Source organism: Solimonas sp. SE-A11 (genome assembly GCF_030345715.1).
In the GTDB taxonomy this organism is placed as follows: Bacteria; Pseudomonadota; Gammaproteobacteria; order Nevskiales; family Nevskiaceae; genus Solimonas_A.
In genome coordinates, this window is the sequence record NZ_JAUASX010000002.1 from 69,836 (window position 1) to 94,247 (window position 24,412).

Annotated in this window: 22 protein-coding genes and 1 riboswitch; of the genes, 5 read left to right on the forward strand and 17 right to left on the reverse strand. The window is 67.6% G+C overall.

Going from position 1 to position 24,412, the window contains the following annotated elements; translation table 11 throughout:
* Nucleotides 1-85: 85 nt before the first annotated feature.
* The 13 genes from QT386_RS03820 to gcvT all read right to left on the reverse strand — a co-directional run bounded on the left by QT386_RS03820 (nucleotide 86) and on the right by gcvT (nucleotide 11,149).
* Entirely contained in the window at nucleotides 86-352 is a 267-nt protein-coding gene (locus QT386_RS03820) for an acyl-CoA-binding protein (RefSeq protein WP_289272415.1), read from the reverse strand.
* Between the two features lie 46 nt (nucleotides 353-398).
* Complete coding sequence (locus tag QT386_RS03825; RefSeq protein WP_289272416.1) at nucleotides 399-1,643, reverse strand: POTRA domain-containing protein; 1,245 nt, start codon at nucleotides 1,641-1,643, stop codon at nucleotides 399-401.
* Nucleotides 1,640-2,119 (reverse strand): dihydrofolate reductase, encoded by a 480-nt coding sequence (locus tag QT386_RS03830; protein ID WP_289272417.1) that lies wholly within the window; start codon nucleotides 2,117-2,119, stop codon nucleotides 1,640-1,642. Before QT386_RS03830 ends, QT386_RS03825 begins: the two co-directional genes overlap by 4 nt.
* A gap of 11 nt (nucleotides 2,120-2,130) precedes the next feature.
* Entirely contained in the window at nucleotides 2,131-2,925 is a 795-nt protein-coding gene (locus QT386_RS03835) for a thymidylate synthase (RefSeq protein WP_289272418.1), read from the reverse strand.
* A complete protein-coding gene (gene lgt, locus QT386_RS03840; RefSeq protein WP_289272419.1) occupies nucleotides 2,922-3,716 on the reverse strand; it encodes a prolipoprotein diacylglyceryl transferase in 795 nt (264 codons plus the stop codon). Before lgt ends, QT386_RS03835 begins: the two co-directional genes overlap by 4 nt.
* A gap of 81 nt (nucleotides 3,717-3,797) precedes the next feature.
* Nucleotides 3,798-4,973: a class I SAM-dependent rRNA methyltransferase gene (locus tag QT386_RS03845; RefSeq protein WP_289272420.1), complete on the reverse strand. Its 1,176-nt coding sequence runs from the start codon at nucleotides 4,971-4,973 to the stop codon at nucleotides 3,798-3,800.
* Nucleotides 4,970-5,899 carry a carbohydrate kinase family protein gene (locus QT386_RS03850; RefSeq protein ID WP_289272421.1) on the reverse strand — a complete coding sequence of 310 codons (930 nt, stop codon included), beginning with the start codon at nucleotides 5,897-5,899 and terminating at the stop codon, nucleotides 4,970-4,972. The genes QT386_RS03845 and QT386_RS03850 overlap by 4 nt, the downstream gene beginning before the upstream one ends.
* A gap of 15 nt (nucleotides 5,900-5,914) precedes the next feature.
* The gene (locus tag QT386_RS03855; RefSeq protein ID WP_289272422.1) at nucleotides 5,915-6,274 is read right to left on the reverse strand and encodes a diacylglycerol kinase; all 360 of its coding nucleotides are present in this window, start codon (nucleotides 6,272-6,274) and stop codon (nucleotides 5,915-5,917) included.
* 11 nt (nucleotides 6,275-6,285) lie between these two features.
* Complete coding sequence (gcvPB, locus tag QT386_RS03860; RefSeq protein WP_289272423.1) at nucleotides 6,286-7,746, reverse strand: aminomethyl-transferring glycine dehydrogenase subunit GcvPB; 1,461 nt, start codon at nucleotides 7,744-7,746, stop codon at nucleotides 6,286-6,288.
* Between the two features lie 7 nt (nucleotides 7,747-7,753).
* On the reverse strand, nucleotides 7,754-8,251 hold the full coding sequence (tpx, locus tag QT386_RS03865) for a thiol peroxidase (protein WP_289272424.1): 498 nt from the start codon (nucleotides 8,249-8,251) through the stop codon (nucleotides 7,754-7,756).
* A gap of 21 nt (nucleotides 8,252-8,272) precedes the next feature.
* On the reverse strand, nucleotides 8,273-9,631 hold the full coding sequence (gene gcvPA, locus QT386_RS03870; protein ID WP_289272425.1) for an aminomethyl-transferring glycine dehydrogenase subunit GcvPA: 1,359 nt from the start codon (nucleotides 9,629-9,631) through the stop codon (nucleotides 8,273-8,275).
* Between the two features lie 12 nt (nucleotides 9,632-9,643).
* On the reverse strand, nucleotides 9,644-10,033 hold the full coding sequence (gene gcvH / locus QT386_RS03875; protein ID WP_289272426.1) for a glycine cleavage system protein GcvH: 390 nt from the start codon (nucleotides 10,031-10,033) through the stop codon (nucleotides 9,644-9,646).
* A gap of 33 nt (nucleotides 10,034-10,066) precedes the next feature.
* Complete coding sequence (gene gcvT / locus QT386_RS03880; protein ID WP_289272427.1) at nucleotides 10,067-11,149, reverse strand: glycine cleavage system aminomethyltransferase GcvT; 1,083 nt, start codon at nucleotides 11,147-11,149, stop codon at nucleotides 10,067-10,069.
* Nucleotides 11,150-11,281: 132 nt separating this feature from the next.
* Nucleotides 11,282-11,374, reverse strand: a riboswitch (glycine riboswitch).
* 239 nt (nucleotides 11,375-11,613) lie between these two features.
* On the opposite strand from gcvT, the gene QT386_RS03885 reads away from it, so the two are divergent.
* The 5 genes from QT386_RS03885 (at nucleotide 11,614) to QT386_RS03905 (ending at nucleotide 19,611) form a co-directional block, all read left to right on the forward strand.
* A complete protein-coding gene (locus QT386_RS03885; RefSeq protein ID WP_289272428.1) occupies nucleotides 11,614-13,257 on the forward strand; it encodes a ShlB/FhaC/HecB family hemolysin secretion/activation protein in 1,644 nt (547 codons plus the stop codon).
* A gap of 10 nt (nucleotides 13,258-13,267) precedes the next feature.
* Nucleotides 13,268-16,678 (forward strand): filamentous hemagglutinin N-terminal domain-containing protein, encoded by a 3,411-nt coding sequence (locus QT386_RS03890; RefSeq protein WP_289272429.1) that lies wholly within the window; start codon nucleotides 13,268-13,270, stop codon nucleotides 16,676-16,678.
* Between the two features lie 15 nt (nucleotides 16,679-16,693).
* Complete coding sequence (locus tag QT386_RS03895; RefSeq protein ID WP_289272430.1) at nucleotides 16,694-17,542, forward strand: hypothetical protein; 849 nt, start codon at nucleotides 16,694-16,696, stop codon at nucleotides 17,540-17,542.
* A gap of 123 nt (nucleotides 17,543-17,665) precedes the next feature.
* Complete coding sequence (locus QT386_RS03900; RefSeq protein WP_289272431.1) at nucleotides 17,666-18,427, forward strand: SapC family protein; 762 nt, start codon at nucleotides 17,666-17,668, stop codon at nucleotides 18,425-18,427.
* Nucleotides 18,424-19,611 carry a glycosyltransferase gene (locus QT386_RS03905; RefSeq protein ID WP_289272432.1) on the forward strand — a complete coding sequence of 396 codons (1,188 nt, stop codon included), beginning with the start codon at nucleotides 18,424-18,426 and terminating at the stop codon, nucleotides 19,609-19,611. Before QT386_RS03900 ends, QT386_RS03905 begins: the two co-directional genes overlap by 4 nt.
* On the opposite strand, the gene QT386_RS03910 is transcribed toward QT386_RS03905, so the two are convergent.
* The 4 genes from QT386_RS03910 to QT386_RS03925 form a co-directional block, all read right to left on the reverse strand.
* On the reverse strand, nucleotides 19,606-20,763 hold the full coding sequence (locus QT386_RS03910; protein ID WP_289272433.1) for a UbiH/UbiF/VisC/COQ6 family ubiquinone biosynthesis hydroxylase: 1,158 nt from the start codon (nucleotides 20,761-20,763) through the stop codon (nucleotides 19,606-19,608). The two genes, QT386_RS03905 and QT386_RS03910, sit on opposite strands and share 6 nt — an antisense overlap.
* Entirely contained in the window at nucleotides 20,763-21,950 is a 1,188-nt protein-coding gene (gene ubiH / locus QT386_RS03915) for a 2-octaprenyl-6-methoxyphenyl hydroxylase (protein WP_289272434.1), read from the reverse strand. Before ubiH ends, QT386_RS03910 begins: the two co-directional genes overlap by 1 nt.
* A 439-nt stretch (nucleotides 21,951-22,389) precedes the next feature.
* A complete protein-coding gene (pepP, locus tag QT386_RS03920) occupies nucleotides 22,390-23,709 on the reverse strand; it encodes a Xaa-Pro aminopeptidase (RefSeq protein WP_289272435.1) in 1,320 nt (439 codons plus the stop codon).
* Complete coding sequence (locus QT386_RS03925) at nucleotides 23,706-24,278, reverse strand: UPF0149 family protein (protein ID WP_289272436.1); 573 nt, start codon at nucleotides 24,276-24,278, stop codon at nucleotides 23,706-23,708. The genes pepP and QT386_RS03925 overlap by 4 nt, the downstream gene beginning before the upstream one ends.
* Between the last annotated feature and the right edge of the window lie 134 nt (nucleotides 24,279-24,412).

The window sequence follows — 24,412 nt, forward strand, 5'->3', positions numbered from 1 at the left end:
GGGACGCGACACTCGGCATGAACGGTTGGATACTGCAAAACGAAGAAGGCGGCCATCGGCCGCCTTCTTCGTTAACGGTTCGCCACTACTTATGCGTCTTCAGCAGCGAAGCCACCTTGTCGATGTACTGCTGCTGGGCCTTGTCCGCCGAGGTGCCCTTGAGCTTGGCCCAGGCGTCGTACTTGGCGCGGCCGACCATGTCGAGCATGCCGGGGCGGCTGCCCTTCACGTCGCCGTCGTTGGCCTGCTTGAACAGCGAGTACAGGGCCAGGAAATCGTCGTTGCTGGGGCGCTTGGTGATGGTCTTGACGTCGATCTGCGCCTGGGCGAAGGCGGCCTTCAGGTCTGCCATGGATATCTCCGTATCGTTGTGGAATGACGGCTGCTCTTATAGCAGCTCAGACCCGGCCCGCAAAGAAACGGGCGCCACCGTCGTCGCCGACCGGCATGGCCACGCCGGCCTCGATCTCCAGGTTCACGAACCAGCTCATGCGGAACCGCAGGGCCAGCCCCAGGCTGCCGTAGATGCGGTCCAGGCTGAAATCCCCGGGCTCCGGGTAGGCATTGCCAGCCTCGCCGATCACCACCCAGCGCAGCCAGCGCCAGTGCAGAGGCCGCGCGAACTCACCGGCTACGCGCCAGTAGGCATCGCCCTCGACGAACTCCTTGTCATAACCACGCAGCAGGGCATCGCCGCCCAGATAGAAGCCGTCGTTCTCCGGCGGGCCATCCACGCGCAGGCCCAGGTCGGCGAAGAAATGCAGGGTCTGGTGATCGGTCTGGCCGACACGCCAGTAGCGCGCGTAGCGGCTGCTCCAGGTGGTGAAGCCATAATCAGAGGCAAGGCCGTCGACCGCCCCCTGCAGCGAGGTGCGGAAGCTCACGCCCTCTTCGCTGTAGATGTTCAGGTGCAGATCCCGGTAGCCCAGCGTGGCGAAGGGAGCCGTGGCATTCCCGTAGCGCGGCGGCGCGGCGGCGCCTTCCGTATCCTGGCCCAGCCAGCCCAGTCCCCCGCCGACGCTCCAGCCCTGGCTGGGCGGACCGTCGGACAGACTGCGGACCACGCCCACGGACGCATTGCGCAGGGTCTCCTGGTAACTGCCACCGCCGGGCAACTCGATGGGGCGGCGCACCTGTCCAGCCGAAACCCCGAGGCTGTACGGGCTGTCGAAGAGCTGCGGCGCGTTGTAGCCGAAGCTGTGGTTGGTTTCCAGGCCGACGCCGCTTTCCTTGTTGTCTTCGCGCTCCCACACCACCCGCAGGGTATGGTCCAGGCCCCAGAGGTTGTTCCACTGCAGCTGCGCGCCATAGCTGTATTCGCCGCCGGCCTTGGCGTCGACACGCGGCGTCGGCAGGATGTACCAGCGCTCGCGAACCTTGAACACCAGGCGCACGCCGCCGTCCAAGGGCTCCTCGCGCAGGCTGACTTCCTTGAACAGTCCGAGATCCTGCACGGCCTGGCGACTGCGCTCGACGCGCTCAGGGTCGGCGGGATCGCCGACACGTACCGACATCTCGCGCAGCATGGTGCGCGGGCGCGTGGTGTCGTTGCCTTCGAAGACGATCTCGCGAATGGTCGGTGGCCCCTGCTCTGCCTGGGCCCAGGCGCTGGCGAGCAACAGCAGCCAGGCGAGTCGCCTCATTGCCGATCGTGGCAGACGAAGCTGTAGGGGCAGGCGTGCTGCGCATCGGCGGGGTGATCCTCGCGCCAGGACTCCTGCCAGTCCGCCGCGTCGAACTCGGGAAACCAGGCATCGCCTTCGAAGCGGCCATGCACCTCGGTCAGGTACATGCGCTGCACCCGCGGCAGAGCCTGGCGGTAGAGCTCAGCCCCGCCGATCACCACCAGCTCGCGCTCCCCGGCGGCGGCCAGGGCCTCGCCGAGGTCATGGAACACACGGGCACCGGCGGGTGCAAAGGTGGCGTCGCGCGTCAGCACCCAATTCTCGCGCTGCGGCAGCGGCCGGCCCAGGGAGTCCCAGGTCTTGCGGCCCATCAGCACGATCTTGTCGAGCGTGCTGCGCTTGAAGAACTTCAGGTCGTTGGGCAGGCGCCAGGGCAGCGCATTGTCGCGGCCGATCAGGCGGTTGTCGTCGAGCGCCGCGATCAGGGAAATCATCAGGGCCGGCCCTAGATCGCCACCGGCGCCTTGATGTGCGGATGCGGGTCGTACTCGCTGAGGGTGAAGTCCTCGAAGCGGAACGCAAAGATGTCCCTGACCGCCGGGTTTAGGATCATCTTCGGCAGCGGACGCGGCGCGCGCGTGAGCTGCTCGCGGGTCTGCTCCAGATGGTTGCTGTACAGGTGGCAGTCACCGCCAGTCCAGACGAACTCGCCCGGCTCCAGGTCCGTGACCTGCGCCACCATCATCAGCAGCAGCGCGTAGGAAGCGATGTTGAAGGGCACGCCCAGGAAGATGTCCGCGCTGCGCTGGTAGAGCTGGCAGGACAGCCGGCCGTTGGCGACGTAGAACTGGAAGAAGGCATGGCAGGGCATCAGCGCCATCTTGTCCAGCTCGCCGACGTTCCAGGCGGAGACGATCAGGCGGCGCGAGTCGGGGTTCTTGCGGATCTGCGCGATCACGTCGCTGATCTGGTCGATGTGGCGGCCGTCGGGCGCCACCCAGTCGCGCCACTGCTTGCCGTAGACCGGGCCCAGCTCACCCTCGGGGCTGGCCCACTCGTCCCAGATGGAGACGCCGTGTTCCTTGAGGTAGGCGGTGTTGGTCTCGCCCTTCAGGAACCACAGCAGTTCGTGCAGGATCGAGCGCAGGTGCAGCTTCTTGGTGGTCAGCAGCGGGAAGCCCTGGGCCAGATCGAAGCGCATCTGGTAGCCGAATACGGAGCGCGTACCGGTGCCGGTACGGTCCGACTTCTCGGCGCCGTGCTCCAGCACATGCCGCATCAGGTCCTGGTACTGCTTCACGCCGTCTTGCTCCCGCGCCCGTAGGCCACCGCCAGCATCACCGCACCGGTGGCGATCATGGGGAAGCTCAGCACCATGCCCATGGTCAGCCAGCCGGTGCCGTAAAGGTAACCGATGTGGGCGTCCGGCAGGCGCACGAACTCGACCGAGGTCCGGAACACGCCGTAACCGATCAGGAACAGGGCCGACACCGCCATGCGCGGCCGTGGCTTGGCCGCGAACCACCACAGCAGCGCGCAGAGCACCAGGCCTTCGAGGAAGGCTTCATAGAGCATCGACGGGTGCCGCGGCTCGGGGCCGGCGCCGCGGAAGACCATACCCCAGGGCAGCGTCGTCGGTGCGCCCCAGAGCTCGCCGTTGATGAAGTTGCCGATGCGGCCAGTGAACAGGCCCACCGGAACCAGCGGCGCGGCGAAGTCCGCGATGTCGAAGACGTTGAGCTTGTTCTTCCAGGCGAACAGGAAGTAGGCGGTGATGACGCCGAGTAGGCCGCCATGGAAGGACATGCCGCCCTCCCACATGCGCAGGATCACCAGCGGTTCGTGGATGAAGCCGGAGAAGTTGTAGAACAGGGTGTAGCCGATGCGGCCACCCAGGATCACGCCCATGACGATGTAGAACAGCAGATCCGACACCTGGTCCCTCGTCCAGCCGATGTGCGGCTGCCGGGCACGGATGGTGCCCAGGTACCAGGCGCCCCAGAAACCCAGCAGGTACATCAGGCCGTACCAGTGGATGGCCAGGGGGCCAAGCTTGATCGCGATCGGGTCGATGTTGGGATGGACGAGCATGGGAGACCTGAAGGTGGTTGCCCTATTGTCGCGGATCGGGCCGCCCCGCGCACCGGGGCCGGCTCTCCGCCGAACGCCGCCTCAACTGGCCAGGACGCGGCAGTAGAAGGCCTTGAGGTACCGCGTTTCCGGGATCCCGGGGTGCACCGGGTGGTCGGCCGACTGGGCGCCCTGTTCCAGGATCTGCAGGCGCCGCCCGGCGTTGCGCGACTCGCGCAGCAGGATGCGCTGCAAGGCCTCGGCCTCCAGGTGGTGCGAGCAGGAACAGGCGATCAGGATGCCGTCTGCCGGCAACAGTTGCAGCGCGGCCCGGTTCAGGGCGGCATAGTGCTCCAGGCCGGCCTCGTAGTCCTTCTTGCGCTTGATCAGGGCCGGCGGGTCCACCACCACCACATCGAACTGGCGCTGCTCGCGGCGCAGGGCCTTGAGGGCATCCAGGGCCTCGTCGCGGATGGTCTCGATCTGGAAGCCGTTCAGGGCGGCGCTGCGCTGGGCGGCATCCAGGGCCGGCTGCGAGCTGTCGATGCAGGTCACGCCGGTGGCGCCGAAGGCTGCCGAGCGGATCGCCCAGCCGCCAACATAGGAGAACACGTCGAGCACGCGGGCGCCGCGCACGTAACGTGCCAGGCGGTCGCGGTTGTCGTGCTGGTCGTAGAACCAGCCGGTCTTCTGGCCGGCGCGCAGCGGCGCCAGGAAGCGCACGCCACTTTCCAGCAACTCGACCTCGTCCGGCACCTCGCCCACCGCCTCGACATAGGCAGGCAGGCCCTCCAGCTCGCGCAGGCCGCCGTCGTTGCGCAGCAGGATGCCGCGCGGCTGCAGCACCTGCTGCAGGCCGGCAATCACCTCGGCCTTCAGGTTTTCCATGCCGGCGGTGCCGAGCTGCACCACGCAGTACTCGCCGAAACGGTCCACCACCAGGCCCGGCAGGCCGTCAGACTCGCCGTGCACCAGGCGGTAGTACGGCGCGTCATAGAGCCGCTGGCGCAGCGCCAGGGCCGACTCGATTCGCCGCGCGAACCAGCTGCCGTCGATCGCAGCCTCGGAGCTGTCGGCCAGCAGGCGCACCGACAGCAGGGCATGCGGATTGACGTAGCCGATACCCAGCGACTTGCCGCGGTCATCGCTGACCCGGCAGAGGCTGCCGGGAGCGATGCTGCGGAAGGACGCGTCGGTCTGCAGCTCGTTGGAGTAGGCCCACAGGTGGCCGGCGCGCAGGCGCCGGTCTTCGCGGGGCTTGAGCTTCAGCTCGATCATGCGAAATCGTAGCGGAATTCCTCGCGGAAACGCTCGCGGAATTCGTCAATGGTGAAATGGTGGTTCTGCGTGCCCGGGCGCTCGATGTTGTAGGCCCCCATCAGCGAGGCGATGCGTCCGGTGGTCTCCCAGTCCTTGCCGTTCTGCAGGCCGTACAGAAGGCCGGCGCGGAAGGCGTCGCCGCAGCCGGTGGGATCGGTCAGCGAGCCGGCCTCGGCGCAGGGAATCTCGTACTGCTTCTTCGGCGTGATGATGTGCGAGCCCTTGCCGCCGCGGGTCACGATCAACGCATCAAGGCGCTCTGCGATCTGTCGGAGCGTCCAGCCGGTGCGCTCCATCAGCAGCTCCGCCTCGTAATCGTTGACGGCGACGTAGGACGCCTTCTGGATGAAGTCGCGCAGGTCGTCACCGCCGAACATCGGCAGGCCCTGGCCGGGGTCGAAGATGAAGGGGATGCCGGCCTCGGCAAACTGGCGTGCGTGCAGCAGCATGCCGTCGCGGCCGTCCGGAGACACCGTGCCGATCTTCACGCCGGCCGGCACGTCCTGCTGGTGCGAGAAGCTCATCGCGCCCGGATGGAAGGCGGTGATCTGGTTGTCGTCAAGGTCGGTGGTGATGTAGGCCTGCGCGGTGTAGGCGTCCGGAACCAGCTTGACGTAGTCGCGCGCGATGCCGTTCTTGTCCATCCACTCGGCATAGCGTTCGAAATCGTTGCCCACCGTGCCCATCGGCAGCGGCTCGCCGCCCAGCAGCTTGAGGTTGTAGGCGATATTGCCGGCGCAGCCGCCGAACTCGCGGCGCATCTGCGGCACCAGGAAGGACACGTTCAGGATATGAACCTTGTCCGGCAGGATTTCGTTCTTGAAGTGGCCGGGGAACACCATGATGGTGTCATAGGCGAAGGAACCGCAGATCAGGGCAGACATGTCTTGGATTCTTGTTCAGCTGAAATAGACCAGGCCCCAGACCACCGGGACCTGCACGAGGGACAGATGGACCGCGGCCGAGCCGAGATCCTTGGCGCGGCCGGAGAGTTCATGGCGCTCCAGTCCGATACGATCGACAACGACCTCGACGGCGGTGTTCAGCAATTCCGTGATCAGCACCGCGAACAGGCTCATCACCATCACCGCCCGCTCCAGCCCGGTGTCTCCCAGCCACAGCGCGGCAGGCACCAGCAGCAGGCACAGCGCCGCCTCGATGCGGAAGGCCTCCTCCTCGCGGAGCGCCCAGCCCAGTCCCCAGTACGACACCCGAGTCGCACGCAGGATCCGGGCCCAGCCCTTGATGCCGTCAGCCATCGAAAGTGCCCTCAGACCGCCGGTTGCCAGCGCAGGTCGAGCTGGCGTGCCGCGCGCACGTCATCCAGGCGCCGCACCGGCATGGTGTAGGGCGCACCCTTGACGTAGGCGATGTCGGCCTTGGCCTCGTCCCAGATACGCGCCAGGGTCTCGACGAAGGCATCGAGCGTCTCGCGGTCCTCGGTCTCGGTGGGCTCGATCAGCAGGCACTCCGGCACCAGCAGCGGGAAGTAGATCGTCGGCGCGTGGAAGCCATAGTCCAGCAGGCGCTTGGCCACGTCGGTGGCGGTGAGCTCGATTTCCTGCTTCTGCTTCTTCAGCGTGATGATGAACTCGTGGCTGGCGCGGCGCTTGGGAAAGGCCAGGTCGAAGCCCTTTTCGCGCAGGCGCGCCGCCAGGTAGTTGGCGTTGAGCGTGGCGAACTCGGCGACGCGGTGCATGCCGTCGCGGCCCAGCAGGCGCGCGTAGATGTAGGCGCGCATCAGCACACCGGCATTGCCCATCCAGGCCGACAGGCGGCCGATGGTCTGCGGCAGGTCGCGCTCGTCGAGCCAGCGGTAGCGGCCATTGTCCTTGCCCACCACCGGGATCGGCAGGAAGGGCTTGAGGCGCTCCGACACTCCGACCGCGCCGGCACCCGGACCGCCGCCGCCGTGGGGCGTCGAGAAGGTCTTGTGCAGGTTCATGTGGATCACGTCGAAGCCCATGTCGCCCGGGCGCACCTTGCCGAGGATGGCATTGAGGTTGGCGCCGTCGTAGTACAGCAGGCCGCCCGCGTCGTGGACGATGCCGGCGATCTCCTTGATGCGGCGCTCGAACACGCCGAAGGTCGAGGGGTTGGTCAGCATGATGCCGGCCGTCTTCGGGCCGACCGCGGCCTTCAGCGCTTCCACGTCGACGTCGCCGTCGGCATTGGTCTTGATCTCGCGCACGGTGCAGCCCAGCATCGCCGCGGTCGCCGGATTGGTACCGTGGGCGGCGTCGGGCACCAGGATCTCGGTGCGCTCCAGGTCGTTGCGGGCGCGATGGTAGGCCTGGATCATCGCCACGCCGGCGAACTCACCCTGCGCGCCGGCCATCGGCGTCAGCGAGACGCCGGCCATGCCGGTCACCGCCTCGAGGATTTCCTGCAGGTCGTGCATGCAGGCCAGGAAGCCCTGGCTGCGAGAATCCGGCGCCAGCGGGTGGCGCTGCAGGAACTCCGGGATCGACGCCAGCGTGTTGCAGGCTCGCGGGTTGTACTTCATCGTGCACGAACCCAGCGGGTAGAAGTGCGTGTCGATGGAGAAGTTCTTCTGCGACAGGCGTGTGAAGTGACGCACCGCCTGCAGCTCGGAGACTTCCGGCAGCAGCGGCTTGTCGCTGCGGCGCAACGCCTCGGGGATGCCGGTGAAGTCGATGTCGCCGCCGGGGTTCTGCGCGGCGGCCTCGCGGCCCGGCCGCGAGTGTTCGAAGATCAGCTTTTCGCTCATGTCTGGCTCAGAGCACGGCCAGCGCCGCGTCGTAGTTCGGTTCGTCGGCGATTTCCGCAACCAGCTCGCTGTGCAGCACACGGTTCTGCTCGTCCAGCACCACCACGGCGCGGGCGGTGAGGCCGGCCAGCGGGCCGGTCTCGATCAGCAGGCCGTAGTCCTTGGAGAACTGGCGGCCGCGCATCAGCGACAGCATCTGCACGCTGGCGATGCCTTCCGCACCGCAGAAGCGGCCCTGCGCGAACGGCAGGTCGGCGGAAATGCACAGCACCACGGTGTTGTCCAGGCTGGCAGCGCGCTGGTTGAACTGGCGCACCGACATGGCGCAGGTCGGCGTATCCACCGACGGGAAGATGTTGAGCACCTTGCGCTTGCCGGTGAAGTCGTGGAGCGAAACGTCCTTCAGGTCCTTGGATACCAGGCGGAAGCCGAGCGCCTCGGTGCCCACCTTGGGCAGGTCGCCATTGGTCTGGACGGGGTTGCCCTTGAGGGTAATCGTTGCCATGAATGTCTCCTTGGTCTTGGTTCAGGCGAGCGCCGCGGCGAGCGCGTCGGCGAACTGCTGCAGTTGTTCGGGGGTCTTGGTTTCGGTGGCGCAGACCAGCACGGCATTTCCCAATTCCGGGTAGTGCCGCGACAGGTCGAAGCCGCCGAGGATGCCCTGCTCCGCCAGCGTCGCCAGCACCGGTGCGACGGGCTTGGACAGGCGGATCACGGCCTCGTGGAAATGCGCACCGCCGAAGCCGCGGGTGACGCCGGGAACGGCGGCCAGCTTCTTCAGCAGTTCGCGCGTGTTGGCCAGCGAGGCCGAAGCCACCTTGGCCAGCCCCTGGGGGCCGACGATGCTCATGTAGATCGTCGCGGCCGTGACCAGCAGGCCCTGGTTGGTGCAGATGTTGGACTTGGCCTTGGCGCGGCGGATGTGCTGCTCGCGGGCCTGCAGGGTCAGCGTGAAGCCGGGCTTGCCCTCCAGGTCCACGGTGCGGCCGACGATGCGGCCCGGCATCTCGCGCACGAACTCCATCTTGGTGGTCAGGAAGCCGAAGTACGGGCCGCCCGACGCCAGCGGCGCGCCCAGGGGCTGGCCGTCGCCGCAGACGATGTCGGCCCCCCTGGCGCCCCAGGAACCCGGCGCCTTGAGCATCGCCAGCGAGGTCGGGTTGACCACGGCCACCACCATGGCGCCCTGGGCATGCGCCCAGTCGGTGATGGCATCCACGTCTTCCAGCGTGCCGAAGAAGTTCGGCTGCGCGATCACCACGGCCGTCGGCGCCGTGCCCTCATGGGCCTTGAGCGCCGCCAGCGGGGTCTGGCCGCTGGCCGGGTCGTAGTCCACCAGCACCTGCTGCACACCTTGGGCAGACGCCGTAGCGGCCACCACGTCGCGGTAATAGGGGTGCACCGCGCGCGGCATCAGCACCTTGCAGGAGCCGTTGGTCTTGTTGGCGCGCACCGCCATCAGCAGGGCCTCGCCCAGGGCCGAGGCGCCGTCGTACATCGAGGCGTTGCTGACCTGCATGCCGGTGAGGCCGCAGATCATGGTCTGGTACTCGTAGAGCACCTGCAGCGTGCCCTGGCTGGCCTCGGCCTGGTAGGGCGTGTAGGCGGAGTAGAACTCGCCGCGCGTGGTGATCTCCCACACCGCCGCCGGGATGTGGTGCTCGTAGGCGCCGGCGCCTATGAAGGTCAGGGCCGAGCCGTCCTGTGCGGCACGCGCGTGCATCAGCTGCGCCACGCGCATCTCGGGCAGGCCTTCCGGCACCTCGCTGAGGCTGCCGCAGCGCAGGTTCTGGGGAATCTCGTCGAACAGTGCGTCGATCTTCGGCGCGCCGATGACGGCCAGCATCTCGCGGACGTCGGTCTCGGTGTGGGGTATGAACGGCATGTCGCTTCCGCTTTAGAGGGTCTTGATGAAGCTCTCGTAGCCGGCCGCGTCGAGCAGGCCAGCCAGGGCGCCAGCGTCGGCCGGCTGGATGCGGAACAGCCAGCCTTCACCGTAAGGGTCGGAGTTGAGCAGTTCCGGGGCATTGCCGAGCTTGTCGTTGGCCGCCACCACTTCACCGGCGATCGGGGCGTAGACGTCGGAAGCCGCCTTCACCGATTCCACCACCGAGCAGGCCTCGTCGGCGGCCACGTTGCGGCCGACCTTGGGCACCTCGACGAACACCAGGTCGCCCAGCGAGTTCTGCGCGTAGTCGGTGATGCCGATGGTGATGCTGCCGTCGGCTTCGGCGCGCAGCCACTCGTGGGTCTTCACGTACTTCAGGTCAGCGGGAATGTTGCTCATGCGTCTTCCTCTCGATATCGAATGTCTTGGATGTCAAACCAGAATCTTGCCATTGCGGACAAAGGGCGGCTTCACCACCCTGGCCGCCACCCACTGTCCGCGGATTTCCACTTCGCAGGCGCCCGAGGCGCCCGCATCGACCCGCGCCAGGGCGATGGACTGCTTCATGCTGGGCGCAAAGCCGCCGCTGGTGATCTCGCCTGTGGCACCGGAGGCGAAACGAACCTTCATGTGTGCTCGGGCGATACCCCGCCCTTCCAGGACCAGGCCAGTAAACTGGCGCGGCGACTTGCCACGCAGCGGCTCCAGCGCGGCACGGCCGATGAAGTCACGGCCCGCCGGCTCCCAGGCCACGGTCCAGCCCAGTCCGGACTCCAGCGGCTGGGTGGTCTCGTCCATGTCCTGTCCGTAGAGGTTCATGCCGGCTTCCAGGCGCAGGGTGTCACGGGCACCCAGGCCACAGGGCCGCACGCCGGCCTCCAGCAGCCCCTGCCACAGCGTCACCAGCTCGGCATGCGGCAGGACCAGTTCGAAGCCATCCTCGCCGGTGTATCCAGTGCGGCCGACGAAGCATTCACCGTCCTGTGCCGCCTGGAACACCTGCAGCGCGTCCACGGTATGGCGCACCCCGGCCGGCAACAGCGGCAACAGGCTGGCCCGGGCCTGAGGTCCCTGGACAGCCAGGATGCCAAGATCGGCGCGGCGCCGGACCTCGACGCCATAGGCCGGCGCATGGTGCTCCAGCCAGGCCAGGTCCTTGTCGGCGGTCCCGGCGTTGACCACCAGCCGGAACCAGTCCTCGCGCATGAAATAGGCGATGAGGTCGTCGAGGATGCCGGCATCCTCGCGCAGCAGGCAGGAATACAGTGCCTTGCCCGGCAGCGTCAGGCGGGCGACGTCGTTGGCCAGCAGATGACGCAGGAACTCGCGGACCCGGGGGCCGTGCAGATCGACCGCCGCCATGTGCGCCACGTCAAACATGCCGGCGCCCTGGCGCACGGCATGATGCTCGTCGAGCTGCGACTGGTACTGGATCGGCATTTCCCAGCCGGCGAAATCGACCAGGCGGGCGCCGAGGCGGGTGTGTTCGGGGTGCAGCGCGGTTTTTTTGAGCATGCGGTCCTGTAAATCCGTTTTAGCCGGCAAGAACCGCCCCAACTCTGTCCTTGGACCTGAAAGTTCGGAGACGTTGCCGTCTCTGCCTCGTCGGTGGCCCGCCTGAGGGCGGACACTCTCCAGAGTACGCGTGAAAACCGTCCGCTCCTGGGTGCCTGAGCGATTCCGGGCGGATTTGCGCCTTCGGCGCCACCGGCATGCGGTGGTCTCTCGCGGACGGGATGATGCGTGGCGGCATGATACCGGCCCGCGCCGGCCTTTGCGAGCATTCCCGGACGCCTCGATCAGGGCTCCAAATGTGAAGCTCGGCACACTTGGAAATAAAACATGCAAGGCGTTGAAAGAACTGCGTCACGCCAGCGCCCGATACCACCTTCTTGTGTGGTTGGAACCCCCCTTTTCATGGGCTATAGTCGGATTCGCATCGACGGCCATGCGGCCGCAGCCGCTATTCGGGGGAATTAATGAGCGTATCGACCATCGGACCGCGGTCCGCCCTTCTCGCTTCGGGCTGCCTGCTGGCCTGCTTCGGCGCCCAGGCGCAGATCACCCCGGGGCAGGTCGGCGACACCCTGAAGAAGCCGATCGAGCTGCAGCCGGCCAAGCCGGCGCCTACGGTCCAGACCCAGCCCCAGGAAGCCCCGGCAGGCCCCGCCAGCAACAAGACCTTGACGGTCCAGCAGTTCGAGTTCGCCGGCAACACCCTGTTCAGCGGCGCCGAGCTGTCAGAACTGGTGAAGGGCTACCTCAACCGCCCGGTCACGCTGCTCGACATCTTCGAGGCGGCCGACAAGGTGGCCGACTTCTACGTGTCCAAGGGCTATACCCTGGCCTCGGTCAACGTGCCGCCACAGAAGATCGAGCAGGGCTCCGTGCGCCTGCTGGTAAGCGAGGGCCGCATCGCCCGCATCGCCACCGAGGACAACAAGCTCTATACCCGCGAGCAGATCACCGAATACCTCGGCGAGGTCCGCACCGGAACGGTTTACCAGGGCACGACCCTGGCTGAGCGCATCCGCGACCTCAACACCCTGCCCGGCCTGCAGGCCAAGGCGGTGGTCCGCCCCGGCGAGAGCTACGGAACCAGCGACCTGGTCATCAAGACGGTCGAGGACCCCATCAGCGGCTCGCTGATCGTCGACAACTACGGCCGCGAAAGCATCGGCGAGGTGCGCTTCTCCGCCTTTGCCCAGGTCAACAATCCGCTGAAGGTCGGCGACCAGCTGCAACTGCTGCTGCTGCGTTCCGAGGAAAACCTGCTGCGCTATGGCTACGCCGCCTACAGCCTGCCGGCAAACAACAGCGGCACGCGCGTCACCGCCTCCGCCGGCCTGGCCGAGTTCGACGTCAAGGACAACAACCTGGTCGACGGCGAGAACAAGAGCGCCCGCCTGACCATCAACCATCCGCTGCTGGTCACGCCCAACAGCCGTCTGGGCGTCAACATTGGCGGTTCGCGCACCATCGCCAACTCCGACTTCGGCGGCTTCAGCTTCAGCAACACCTCGATCTCCCTGCTGGAGCTCGGCGCGGACTACTCCTACAACCATGCCGACCTGGCCGTGACCCAGGCGGTGTTCAGCCTGGCCACCAACTTCAAGGAACTGGTGCGCGCCGACCTGAACCCGCCCGCGGGTGAGCGAGTCTCCGCCGGCCAGCGCCTGCGCGCCGAAATCGACGTGCAGCACCTGCGGCCGCTGGTGAAGGGCTTCCAGCTCTACCTGCACGTCAATGGCGTCTACTCGCCGGATCCGCTGTCGGACATCACCGCCTACTCCCTCGGCGGCCCCAACGGCGTGCGCGGCTATCCGGCCTCCGAAGTGCGCGGCGACCGCGGCTACTTCGGCCAGCTGGGCTTCAACTTCCCGGTGGCCGTGGGCGGCGCCCGCATCACGCCGCGCGTCTTCGCGGACTCTGGCAAGGTCTTCTCGGTGGATCCGCTGCCGGCGGCATCGGACGAAAAGACCCTGACCAGCGTCGGCTTCGGTGCCGACCTGCAGTACCAGCGCATCACCGCGAAGTTCGACTGGTCGTTCCCGCGCGAGGATCGCACCTCCAGTGATGGCGACGATGACCGCCTGTTCGGCTCGCTGGCCGTTTCATTCTGAGGACAACGCCATGCTCAAGTTCACGCTCCTTCCGCTGGTCGCCGCCCTGCGCAGTCCGCGCTGGCCCTTGGCACTCGCCGGTGCGGTGGTTCCAGGGCTGGCCCTGGGCGCCCCGAGCGGCGGCACCGTCGTCGGCGGCCAGGCAACGATTGGCGGCAGCGGCGGCAACGTCGTGGTCAACCAGACCTCGAATGCCGCGATCATCAACTGGCAGCAGTTCTCGGTCGGCAGCAACGAGTACGTGCAGTTCAACCAGTCCTCGTCCTCCGCGGCCGTGCTGAACCGCGTGGTCGGCGGCAATGCCTCAGAAATCCTCGGCAACATCTCGGCCAACGGCCGCGTCTTCATCATCAACCCCAATGGCGTGATGTTCGGCCAGGGGGCCAAGGTGGATGTCGGCGGCCTGGTGGCCTCCACGCTGAACATCAGCGACAGCGACTTCATGCAGGGCCGCTACGTGATGACGGGTTCGCCGTCCGGCACGGCGGGCGTCAGCAACGCCGGCCGCATCACCGCTGCGGACGGCGGCTTCGTGGTGCTGGCAGGTAGCAGCGCCAGCAACAGCGGCCTGATCCAGGCCCGCCTGGGTACCGTGGCCCTGGCCTCCGGCTCCGCCGTGACCCTGGGTCTGGACGCGCAGGGCCTGGTGGACTTCAGCGTCGACGCCAAGACCCTCGCCGCCGCGGCGGGCGTCGAGAACCTGGGCAGCATCGTGGCCGACGGCGGCAGCGTCGTCATGAGCGCGCAGACCGCCCGCGGCCTGATCGGCAATGCGGTCAACAACAGCGGCACCGTGCGGGCGCGCTCCATCGGCGAGCACGAAGGCTCGGTATACCTGCTCGCCGAGGGCGGCGACATCCTGCAGGACGGCGTCATCGACGCCTCCGGCGCCAGCGGCACCAACGGCGGCACGGTGAGCATCAAGGGCGACGGCAATATCCTGCTGTCGGGCAACTCGCGCATTACCGCTACCGGCGACAGCGGTGGCGACGTGCGCGTCATCGCCACCGGGACGACGACCTATGCCAAGGGCGCCAAACTGGACGTGTCGCGCAAGACAGCATCCGGCAGCGGCGGCTTCGCCGAGCTCTCCGGCTTCGGACACTTGCGCGTGGAAGATCTGGTCACCGTCGGCGACCATGGCCGCCTGCTGTTCGACCCCACCGACATGATCATCGGCTCCAGCACCGGCGCCACGATGAGCGAGACCCAGCTGGAAACACAGCTTCGCAGTATGGGCCAGGGCAGCATCTTCTCACTGGAGGCCGACCGTTCCATCACGTTTGAAAAGTTCAGCGACGGCGTACTGGACGGGACCAATGCCCAGTCCTCGGGCTATGGCGGCGGGCTGGACATCCGCATCACCGGCTCTGCCAGCGATGCCTTCATCAAGTTCAACGACCTCAACGACATCATCAAGGCTGAGGGCCCGCTGAGCGTCTACGCCGGCGGCTCCTATGGTGGTACCGTCTCCATCGGCAAGCTGATCAGCGGCGACGATATCGCGATTACCAGCCGGGGCCAGGTCACCACCGGCGACCTGACGTCCAGCGGCGGTGGTATCCAGATCGAGAGCTACAACGGCGGCGTCACCACGGGCAAGCTGACCAGTGGCGACACCCTGTCGATCTCCGCCAGGAACAATATCGACGTCGGCGACATCCTGGTCACCGACGGCTCCGTGGACATCGACAGCAGCGCCGGCCGAATCGACGCCGACAAGATCGAAGTCAAGGGCTTCTCGTCCACCCAGTTCGACGGAGAGGGCAGCTCGGCCTACGTCTACGCGGGAATCGCCCTTAGTGCCTATCGCGGCATCCAGACCGGCGACCTCAAGCTGACCTTGACCGGCGATGAGACCAACGCCTCGCAAACCTACCTGAACGGCTTCATCTTCCTTGACGCCAACAGTTCGCCCGTCGAGGGCGGCCCCAATGCCGACCTGGTCACCGGCAGGATCGATGTCAGCGTGGGCGCCGCCCAGGGTGTCACCGGAGACGTGCAAGCCACCGCGGACGTCTTCCTGACCAATGGCGTGGACGCCGAGGGTGACGGGATCCCTTCTGCCAATACCTCCGGCGGCAGCATCACGACCGGCCCAATCACGATCAAGACCCGAGGCACCGCATCGCTGCAGGATTCGGCCGCCGCACAGTCGCACCTGATCCTCGCCGCCGACGGCAAGATCAATGTACAGGGCAACCAGGTCACCGTGGAGTCTGCCAGTTCGGACGGCAGCGACCAGGCTCTGGCGCAATTCTTCAGCTACTTCGACAGCGTCGTGCTCGGCAATGTCAGCATGGCCGGCGCCGACACGTGGATGCAGGCATTCGCCACACTACAGCAGGAGGGGCAGACCGCATCACCGGTTGCCGACGTCACCGTCGGCAGCATCCAGGGCGCCAAGTACATCGACCTGTATGCCAGCCGTAATGTCACGACGGGTTATATCCAGCCCGCGCAATCCCTGACCCTGTTCGCGGGCAACGATCTGCTCATCAACGCCGGCACGCAGTCGATCCTGCTGGGCAGCGGCGGCACGCCGTCGCTGCGCGCCGGCAACCGGATGACACTCAAGGGCAACGATATCCAGCTTTCCGGCTCGATCGATGCGCAAAAGCTGGTGATCGAGGCCAACGGCGACGTCACCGCCTATGCCAATTCCTACGGTGGCCTGGCTGTCGCCGAATCCGGATATACCTTCATCGACGTCGGCGGCCTCAGCGTGGCCGCCCGCAGCATCGACCTGCGCGATGCCGCGATTTATGTCGGCAGCGAAAGCATGGACCTGGGCAAGGACCCGGGGCTGCTGTCCAAAGTGCCTCAAGCGCTGCGCCCACTCACGGACGGGCCCAATGCGGCCTTCGTGGCCTCGGAAGGGGTGCAGTTGGGCGAAATCTCGATCGACGGCGGTTACCTGTTCGTCAAGGCGCCGTCCATCGCTCCGCTCAGCATCAGCAGCGAGCGGCCGATCTTCTACAACTACCGCCCCTTCGCCGATACCGCCAATTTCAGCGTCGTGCCGGCCAACCTGCAGTCCGACATCGGCATCACCTTCGCACTGGGCGGCACCGGCTACCGCGGTAACATCACGGTGGACCAGCAGCAGAACACGGTGGAATCGCTCGCGCTCGAGCCCAAGGAGCTGAGCGACACCAACAACTACCTGTTCCTGACCCAGGGCCGCGTCGACGGCGCCGTGCCGCTCAGCGCAACCACCAGCGGCCAGGTCCTGGTGCTGGACGGCATCACTGGCCCTCAGGAGCCCGAGGATGACGCTCTGGAGCAGGCTCAGACCGCGCAGACGGCCATCAGCCAGATGCAAACATTCAAGATGGAAGGCGGCATCGGCTTCGAAGTGTCCGATACCTCGGATGTCGAGGAAGTCTCCGACTCGCCCGACGAACTGGAGTGCCGCTAAATGGGAACCTATGCCATGCGCATGAAACTGAGCGGGGCGCTGGCCGCCCTGGGTCTGCTGCTCGCCGTTCCTCAAGCCTGGGCGGCGGTCGCCGCGGGCGAGGTGGCGCTGATCACCGGCCGCGGCACGGCGACCCATCCGGCCACCGGTGGCATCCGCGACCTCGGCAAGGGCGCGCAGGTGTTCCCCGGCGAGATCATCAGCTCGGCGGTAAACAGCTACGTGAACATCAAGTTCGCCGACGGCAGTTACATCCTGCTGCGTCCGAACACGCGCTTCCAGATCGAGGAATTCGAGCTGGCGGCCGCCACCCCGCCTCCGGCCGCCGAGAAGCCGGCCGTGCCGGCCAAGGCTCCGGCGGCACCCGCCGCCAAGCCGGCTACCCCGGCCGCAGCGGCCAAGCCGGCGGCGCCGGCAACGGCCAGCACCGCAGCGCCCGCCACACAGCAGGCGGCGGCCGGCCCGGGCTCGCGCGCCTTCTTCAAGCTGCTCAAGGGCGGCTTCCGCGCCGTGTCCGGCCTGATCGGCAAGGTCGACCGCAACGACTATCGCGTCACCACGCCGGTGGCCACCATTGGTATCCGCGGCACCGATTACCTGCTGGTGCTCTGCGACGAGAAGTGCAGCACCGATCCGGTCATCAGCGACAGCGTGCCGGAAGGCGCCAGGATCGAGGGCGGCCTGGTCGTGGGCGTGGTCAGCGGCGGTGTCGCCGTGCTGAACAATGCCGGCAAGGAAGCGTCCCTGACCGAAAACCAGTACCTGATCAACCTGCCCGACGGCACGCAGATCATGCTGCCCTTCGAGCCGCGCTTCCTGCGCGTGGACCCGATCCCGAACCCGGTCGCCGTCTGCCCGGTCTGATCGTTATCGCTTGTTCCCCAAGCCCCGCACTGCGGGGCTTCTTTTTGCCGGCGCGGTGCCGCCGGCATTGCGGTCCAGCGGCTTGCGTGCAATTTTTGGCGCCCGCATGAAGGAGTGGAGTGCATGACGCTGTCGCTGAAACTGCATTCGCCCCCGGGCTACGGGCCGGTGGTGCCCCTGGAGCCCAAGCGCCATGCCGGCATGGGACTGAAGCCGGGACTGGACCATCGTTGGGCCGCAGGGCTCAACGTCCTGCCGATCAGCGCCTCGGAGTTCTTCAAGGCGGGGCTGGACTACCCCATCGGCTTTTTGCGCAAGGACCAGGAAGGCGAGTTCATTCCGGTCATCGCCACCGGCCTGCGTGACGGCCAGAACCTCTACCTGGGCGCTGACGGCAACTGGCGCGTCCAGACCTATGTCCCCGCCTACGTGCGGCGCTACCCCTTCTGCATCGCACCGGTACCCGGCAAGGAAAAGGGCAGCACGGCCCGCCCCCTGGTCTGCGTGCAGGAGGATCAACTGGAGGCCGACAGTACCTGGCCGCTGTTCGACCGCAACGGCCTGCCGACGCCCGCCTGGAAACCGCTGTCCGAGTTGCTGGAAGCCGTGGAAGGCGCACACCAGCAGACCCGGGTACTGTGCCGGCGCCTGGAGGCCCTGGGCCTGCTGGTGCCCTTCGAGGCCCTGGCCACGCCGCGCCGCGGAGAGCCCTCGCGCCTGCAGGGGCTGTTCCGCGTGGACGAGCAGAGGCTGCTCAAGGTGCCCGGCCGCGACCTGCGGACCATGATGAACAAGGGTGAACTGCGCGCCGTGTACGCCCACCTGAATTCGCTGGAGAACTTCGGGCGCCTGCTCGATCTCAGCCAGGCGGCCGACGCCGGATGAAACGCATCCTGCTGGCCTGGGAACTGGGTGGCGGCTACGGCCACGTCGCCATCATGCGCGGCGTGGCGCAGGCGCTGCGCGAGCTGGGGCACGAGTGTGTCTTCGCCGTGCGCGAACTGCGCCCGGCGGAGGAATACCTGCCGCCGGAACTCGGCACCGTCCTGCAGGCCCCGCGTACGCCGATCCAGGCGCGCAGCCCGGTCCGCATCCAGACCAGCTACGCCAGCCTGCTGCACAACACCGGCTTCGACGATCCGATCGACCTGGCAGGCCGGCTGCGCGCCTGGATCGGCCTGCTGCGCGCCTCCCGCATCGACGCCGTGCTGGCCAATCACGCGCCGGTCGCGCTGCTCGCCGCGCGTGCCGTCGGCCTGCCCAGGGGGCAATTCGGTGCCAGCTTCGTCATACCGCCCCAGGCGTCGCCCTTCCCCGGCTTCCAGCCACAGCTACAGGTCAAGGACAGTGTGCTGCGGCATAACGAAGCCGAGGTCCTTCGTGCGCTGAACCAGGCACTGGAGCGGCTGCGCTTGTCGCCGCTGGAAAAGCTCCAGCAGATCTTCGAGGACTGCCACACCCGCATCTTCGGTTACCCGGAACTGGACGCCTACGGCGCCGCCTCGCGCGAGACCGGCGCCCACATGGGCATCGCCGACCAGTCCTACGGCGAGGTACCGCAATGGCCGGCCATGCCGGGCCCGCGCGTGCTGGCCTACCTGCGCCCCTTCGCGCATCTCGACGCGCTGATGCAGGCCCTGCAGGCCAGCCGGCTCAACCTGCTGGTGCGCATCTCCGACATGTCACCGGACAAGCTGCGCGCTTTCGAGCGGCCGGGCCTCACCATCACCGGACGTTCGATCCACCTGCGCCAGGCCGCGGAAGCCTGCGACGCCATGGTCCACTACGGACCGGACGGCACCACCGCGGAGATGCTGCTGGCCGGCAAGCCGGGCCTGCTGGTGCCGCTCGACGTGGAGAAGGTGCTGTTGACAGGGCGCGCGCAGCAGCTCGGCGCCGTGCTGGCCAGCGGCAGCAATGACCCGCGGCAGATCGGACAACTGCTGGAACGCCTGGTCGAGGACCAGGACCTGCGCCGCAACGCGGAGGCCTTCGCCGCCCGCCACCGCGGCCAGGACCGCAACGCGATCCTGCCCGCCTATGCCCGGGACTTCAGCCGCTCGCTATAGCCCGGCGGCCTGGCGCGCCAGCAAGGTCTTCAGCGGCTGCAGGCGCTGCACCGCCTGCATGCCCAGGTCGCGCAGCGGCGCCCAGCCCGGCAGATCCAGGTCGAAAGCGCGGGCCAGCCCGTCGGTGACCGCCAGCATGTCTAGGTTGGCGGCCTTGCGGGCACGCTCGTAGCGCTTGAGGCAGCGCAGGCTGCCGTAGTCGCGGCCGGCATCACGCGTTTCGGTCAGCACAGACACCAGCGCCGCGGCATCGGAAAAGCCCAGGTTCACGCCCTGCCCCGCCAGCGGATGCACGCTGTGCGCGGCATCGCCGGCCAGCGCGAAACTGTCGCGCACATAGTCACGCGCATGGTTCAGGCGCAGCGGGAAGCTGGCACGGGCCGTGGTGCCCGTGAGGGCGCCGCGCTCGTACTGGATCGCCCCGGCCAGCTCGGTTAGGAAGGCGGCATCGTCCAGGCCCAGCAGGCGCTCGGCCTCAGTGCTGGACCAGACGATCGAGGAGCGGCCATCGCCCAGCGGCAGGAAGGCCAGCGGCCCCGTCTTCAGGAAACGCTGTAGCGCCACCTGCCCATGCGGCTTGGCCGTCTGCACGTGGGCCACGATGGCACGTTGCTCGTAGGACCAACCGATGGTGTCGATGCCGGCCATGCCGCGCAGGCGCGAATCCACGCCGTCGGCCGCCACCAGCAGGCGGCACTCCAGCCGCCGGCCATCCGCCAGGCGCAGCTGCGCGCCCTGCTGGTCCAGGGCCAGTTCCTCCACCGGCGCGCCGGTATGCAGGCGCGCCGGATCCAGCCGGCTCCACAGGGCCCACTGCAGCAACTGGTTCTCGACAATGCTGCCGAGCGCCGGCAACCGCAGGTCGGCCGCGTCGAAGCCCAGCGCCCGCGACGGCTCCTCGGACCAGACCTTCATCGCCTGGTAGGGCCCCTCGCGCCAGCCCTCGGCCTGCTGCCAGACGCCCAATGCCTGCAGCCAGCGGATCGAAGCCGGCGACAGCGCGTAGACCCGCAGATCGTCCATCGCGGGGTCGAAGGGCCGCGGTGCGTTGCCGCGCTCCACCAGGGCGGCATCGAAACCCGCCTGCTGCAGCGCGCGGACGATGGCGCAGCCCACCAGGCCCGCTCCCGCGACGATGATGTCGTGCCGCATCAGCCCTGCCCCCCGCGCGCCATGCGCGGCGCATGTCCGTAGCCCAGGTTCTGCCACATCACCGCCTGCTTCAGCGGCGGCGCCAGGTCCATGGCCAGCAGGCCAAGGTGGCGCAAGGCCGAGAAACCCGGCAGGCGATTGGAGAAGGTGCGCACCAGGCGATCGGTGAACTGCGATACGCGCTCGCGGTCGGCCTGGCGCGCGTTCTCGTAGTCGCCCAGCAAGGCCGCGGCGCCCGGATCCTGCGCGTCCTGCAGTATCTCCGCGATGGCCGCGACATCGCGCAGCCCCAGGTTGAAACCCTGCGCCGCGACCGGGTGCAGCGACTGCGCCGCATTGCCGGCGAACAGCACGCGCGGCAGCGTCAGGCGCTCGCTCATCACCCGCGACAGCGGATGCGCATTGCGCCGGCCCAGCACGGTGAAGCGGCCAAGCCGCTCACCGAAGGTATCTTCCGCCGCCGCCAGGAACTCCGCCTCGCTCCAGCCCAGCATCGTCTCCACCCGCCGCGCCGGCACCGTCCACACCAACGAGCAGGCGCCATCCGGCTTGGGCAGCAGCGCGATGGGCCCGTCCGGCGTGAAGCGCTCATAGGCACAGCCCTGGTGGGCGCGCGAGGGCCGCACCGCCGTGACGATGGCGGACTGCTCGTAGTCGCGGCTGTCGTGTCCGATCCCCAGCATCTGGCGCACCGCCGAATGCGCGCCGTCGGCCGCCACCACCAGGCGCGCGGACAGCCGCTGCCCGTCTTCCAGCTCCAGCTCCGCACCATCGCCCTGCAGACGCAGGCCCGACAGCCGCGCCGGGCAAAGCAGCGTCGCCTGCGTGCCCTGTGCCAGGTGCCACAGCGTCCGGCCGAGATGGCGCACGGGAATGTTGTATCCCAGCGCCGGCAGGCCGGCCCCCGCCGCCGTGAAGCGCGCCACGCCAAAGCGCCCGCGCTCGGAGATATGCGTGGACAGGATCGGCTCCGCCGCCGGTGCCAGCTCCTCCCAGGCGCCCAGCGCCGAAAAGATCGCCTGGCTGGCCGCGTTCAGCGCAATGCAGCGCTCGTCCCAGGACGGGCCACTCGCCGGCGGAGCCGCCGCCTCGAGCAGGGCTACGCGATGGCGGGTCTTCGAAAGCGCCAGCGCGAGGCTGGCACCGACCAGGCCACCGCCGACGATAATGACGTCAAATTCTTTCATCGGAATGCACCACTAAGAATCCGATCCGAACCCCAATATCCTGGTGAGCGCAGCGAATGCAGTTGACGTTGGGGTCCCATGTGCGAGTGCCTGCGCGGTGGTTGGGCGCAGGGTCGAGCCGGACAGGATGTCCGGCCGAGGGGCCTCAGGCCAGGGATGGCCTGTGGGCCCGACCCGGCAGCGACTGACCGCCGCGCAGGTTGCCCCGCATCAGCGGGGCCACTCGGACTTGGGGGTGCTTTCTTTTGGTTACCTTTTCTTTGCACAAGCAAAGAAAAGTAACTCGCCCTTAGGCGAAATAAACCTCCAAAGAACCGCAGCACCTGACCGGCGTCGTCGCCGGCATCCCCGATGTGGTCACTCACAGTGAGCGACCGACCCTCACCCCACTCACAGGGAGAGGGAGACCAGAAAGCCTGCATCTTCAGGCTGTCGGACCTCATGCCCGCATCAGGGCTTCGATCTCGCGTACCGTCTTGGGCACGCCAGAGGTCAGCACCTGCGGCCCCTTGTCGGTAACCAGCACGTCATCCTCGATACGGATGCCAATGCCCCAGTACTTCTTGTCGACGCCCTTGGTGCCGGGCGCGATATAAAGACCCGGCTCGATCGTCATCACCATGCCCGGCTCGAACTCGCGCGGCAGGCCGTCCAGCCGATAGCGGCCGACATCGTGCACGTCCATGCCCAGCCAGTGGCCGGTGCCGTGCATGAAGAACTGCCGATGCGCGTTGTCGCGCACCAGCTGCTTCGGGTCGCCCTTGAGCAGGCCCAGCGACACCATCCCCTCAGTGAGGATGCGCGTCGCGATCTCGTGCGGCCGGCCCGAGGAACTGCCCGGCTGCATCGCCTTGATCGCCGCGAGGTTGGCCGCCAGCACCACCTCGTAGACCGCCTGCTGCGCCTTGCTGAACTTGCCGTTGACCGGGAAGGTGCGAGTGATGTCGGCCGTGTAGCCGGCCAGCTCGCCGCCGGCATCGATCAACAGCAGGTCGCCATCCTTGAGCTGCGCGTTGTTCTCGACGTAATGCAGGATGCAGGCATTCTCACCGCCACCCACGATGCTGCCGTAGCCCGGCTCCATATGGTGATGCCCGAAGTGGGCGTGGATCTCGGCGGCGATCTGCCATTCGTACTTGCCGGGCTGCGTCGCCTTCATGGCGAGGCAGTGCGCCTCGGCGCTGAGCTCGGCGGCGCGCTTCATCACCGCGATCTCGGCCGGCGTCTTGATCAGCCGCATCTCGTGCAGCGTGCCTTCCAGGGCCACGAACTCGGTGGGCGCGGCCGCCCCGCGACGCGACACCTCGCGAATCTCGCGCACGCAGGCGGTGACCTGCGGGTCCAGCACCGGATGCTCGCCCAGGTTATAGAACACCCGCGAGCGGCCGCCCAGCAACTGCGGCAGGCGCTCGGCGAATTCCTCGATCGGATAGGCCTCATCGGCGCCGTAGTCGGTCACCGCACCCTCGGGACCGGCGCGGCGGCCGTCCCATATCTCGCGTTCCGGGTTGCGCGCCCGCACGAACAGGATGAAGGCACCGTCCTTGCGGCCGGGGACCAGCACGGCAATGCAGTCCGGCTCCAGGAAACCGGTCAGGTAGCGGAAATCGCTGTCCTGGCGGAAGGGGTAATGCGTGTCGCGCGAGCGCGTGACCTCACGTGCACCCGGCAGGATCGCGACCGCGCCGGCGCCCATGCGCTTCATCAGCCGCGCGCGGCGGCCCGCGTATTCCCTGAGGGCCTTCGGGTTGGGCTTCAATGCAGTTGCCTCGATTCGGAAGGGTCCGGCAGCGGCCGGGCCCGGAACTCCATGAACACCAGTTGGGCGCCCACGCGGACGTACTCCACCAGCTCGGTATAGGCGCCCTCCTCCAGCTCCATGTCTTCCTCGTCGCCGAGCGACGCCTGGGTGAACTGGCTGAAGTCGCGCAGCACCTCGCGGACCTCCTCCGAGCACTTCTTCAGGTCCAGCCCGGGGCGGCTGGCCAGCCCGTAGAGGAAGCCCTCGCACCAGGAGGCCAGGGCCTGGGTGCGCGCCGCCAGCGCGGCATCGTCGTCCGGCAGCAGGGGGGTGAAGCCCATGTCCTCGTCCTGCAGCATGCGCAGGGCCTCGCCGCAGAGGCGGCGCAGCTCGGCCTGGGCCTGGGCGTCCGGACGCAGGGCCTGCTCCTCGTCGCCGGCATCGAGCAGGCGCGTCAGGTTGAGATCTTCGGGGGCACGGACGCACAGGGCGCCGCAGAGGGTGCCGTGGTATTCGGCGGGGTTGTCGCGACTGCCGATGCGGGCAAAGGTATCGGACAACGCTTCGTAGGAGACGGAATCTTGCATCCCACTGATTATACGGGGATGCCGTGGCGCCTTCAGGTGGCGGCAGGCCTCTTCGGAGCCGCCCGATCGCCCCGGCTCGGGGGTCTCAGGCCCTTTTACGCCCCGCCGACACCCGGGGGGCGGCCAAAACCCGC

Bases quoted from the DNA above. Each gene is read 5' to 3' on its own strand.
- QT386_RS03850 (WP_289272421.1), bottom strand. From the start codon at position 5,899: ATGTCTGCCCTGATCTGCGGTTCCTTCGCCTATGACACCATCATGGTG.
- QT386_RS03845 (WP_289272420.1), bottom strand. From the start codon at position 4,973: ATGATCGAGCTGAAGCTCAAGCCCCGCGAAGACCGGCGCCTGCGCGCC.
- QT386_RS03825 (WP_289272416.1), bottom strand. From the start codon at position 1,643: ATGAGGCGACTCGCCTGGCTGCTGTTGCTCGCCAGCGCCTGGGCCCAG.
- QT386_RS03885 (WP_289272428.1), top strand. From the start codon at position 11,614: ATGAGCGTATCGACCATCGGACCGCGGTCCGCCCTTCTCGCTTCGGGC.
- QT386_RS03905 (WP_289272432.1), top strand. From the start codon at position 18,424: ATGAAACGCATCCTGCTGGCCTGGGAACTGGGTGGCGGCTACGGCCAC.
- gcvH (WP_289272426.1), bottom strand. From the start codon at position 10,033: ATGAGCAACATTCCCGCTGACCTGAAGTACGTGAAGACCCACGAGTGG.
- gcvPA (WP_289272425.1), bottom strand. From the start codon at position 9,631: ATGCCGTTCATACCCCACACCGAGACCGACGTCCGCGAGATGCTGGCC.
- gcvPB (WP_289272423.1), bottom strand. From the start codon at position 7,746: ATGAGCGAAAAGCTGATCTTCGAACACTCGCGGCCGGGCCGCGAGGCC.
- lgt (WP_289272419.1), bottom strand. From the start codon at position 3,716: ATGCTCGTCCATCCCAACATCGACCCGATCGCGATCAAGCTTGGCCCC.
- tpx (WP_289272424.1), bottom strand. From the start codon at position 8,251: ATGGCAACGATTACCCTCAAGGGCAACCCCGTCCAGACCAATGGCGAC.
- QT386_RS03925 (WP_289272436.1), bottom strand. From the start codon at position 24,278: ATGCAAGATTCCGTCTCCTACGAAGCGTTGTCCGATACCTTTGCCCGC.
- gcvT (WP_289272427.1), bottom strand. From the start codon at position 11,149: ATGCTCAAAAAAACCGCGCTGCACCCCGAACACACCCGCCTCGGCGCC.
- QT386_RS03855 (WP_289272422.1), bottom strand. From the start codon at position 6,274: ATGGCTGACGGCATCAAGGGCTGGGCCCGGATCCTGCGTGCGACTCGG.
- ubiH (WP_289272434.1), bottom strand. From the start codon at position 21,950: ATGAAAGAATTTGACGTCATTATCGTCGGCGGTGGCCTGGTCGGTGCC.
- QT386_RS03895 (WP_289272430.1), top strand. From the start codon at position 16,694: ATGCGCATGAAACTGAGCGGGGCGCTGGCCGCCCTGGGTCTGCTGCTC.
- QT386_RS03830 (WP_289272417.1), bottom strand. From the start codon at position 2,119: ATGATTTCCCTGATCGCGGCGCTCGACGACAACCGCCTGATCGGCCGC.
- QT386_RS03910 (WP_289272433.1), bottom strand. From the start codon at position 20,763: ATGCGGCACGACATCATCGTCGCGGGAGCGGGCCTGGTGGGCTGCGCC.
- QT386_RS03900 (WP_289272431.1), top strand. From the start codon at position 17,666: ATGACGCTGTCGCTGAAACTGCATTCGCCCCCGGGCTACGGGCCGGTG.
- QT386_RS03820 (WP_289272415.1), bottom strand. From the start codon at position 352: ATGGCAGACCTGAAGGCCGCCTTCGCCCAGGCGCAGATCGACGTCAAG.
- QT386_RS03890 (WP_289272429.1), top strand. From the start codon at position 13,268: ATGCTCAAGTTCACGCTCCTTCCGCTGGTCGCCGCCCTGCGCAGTCCG.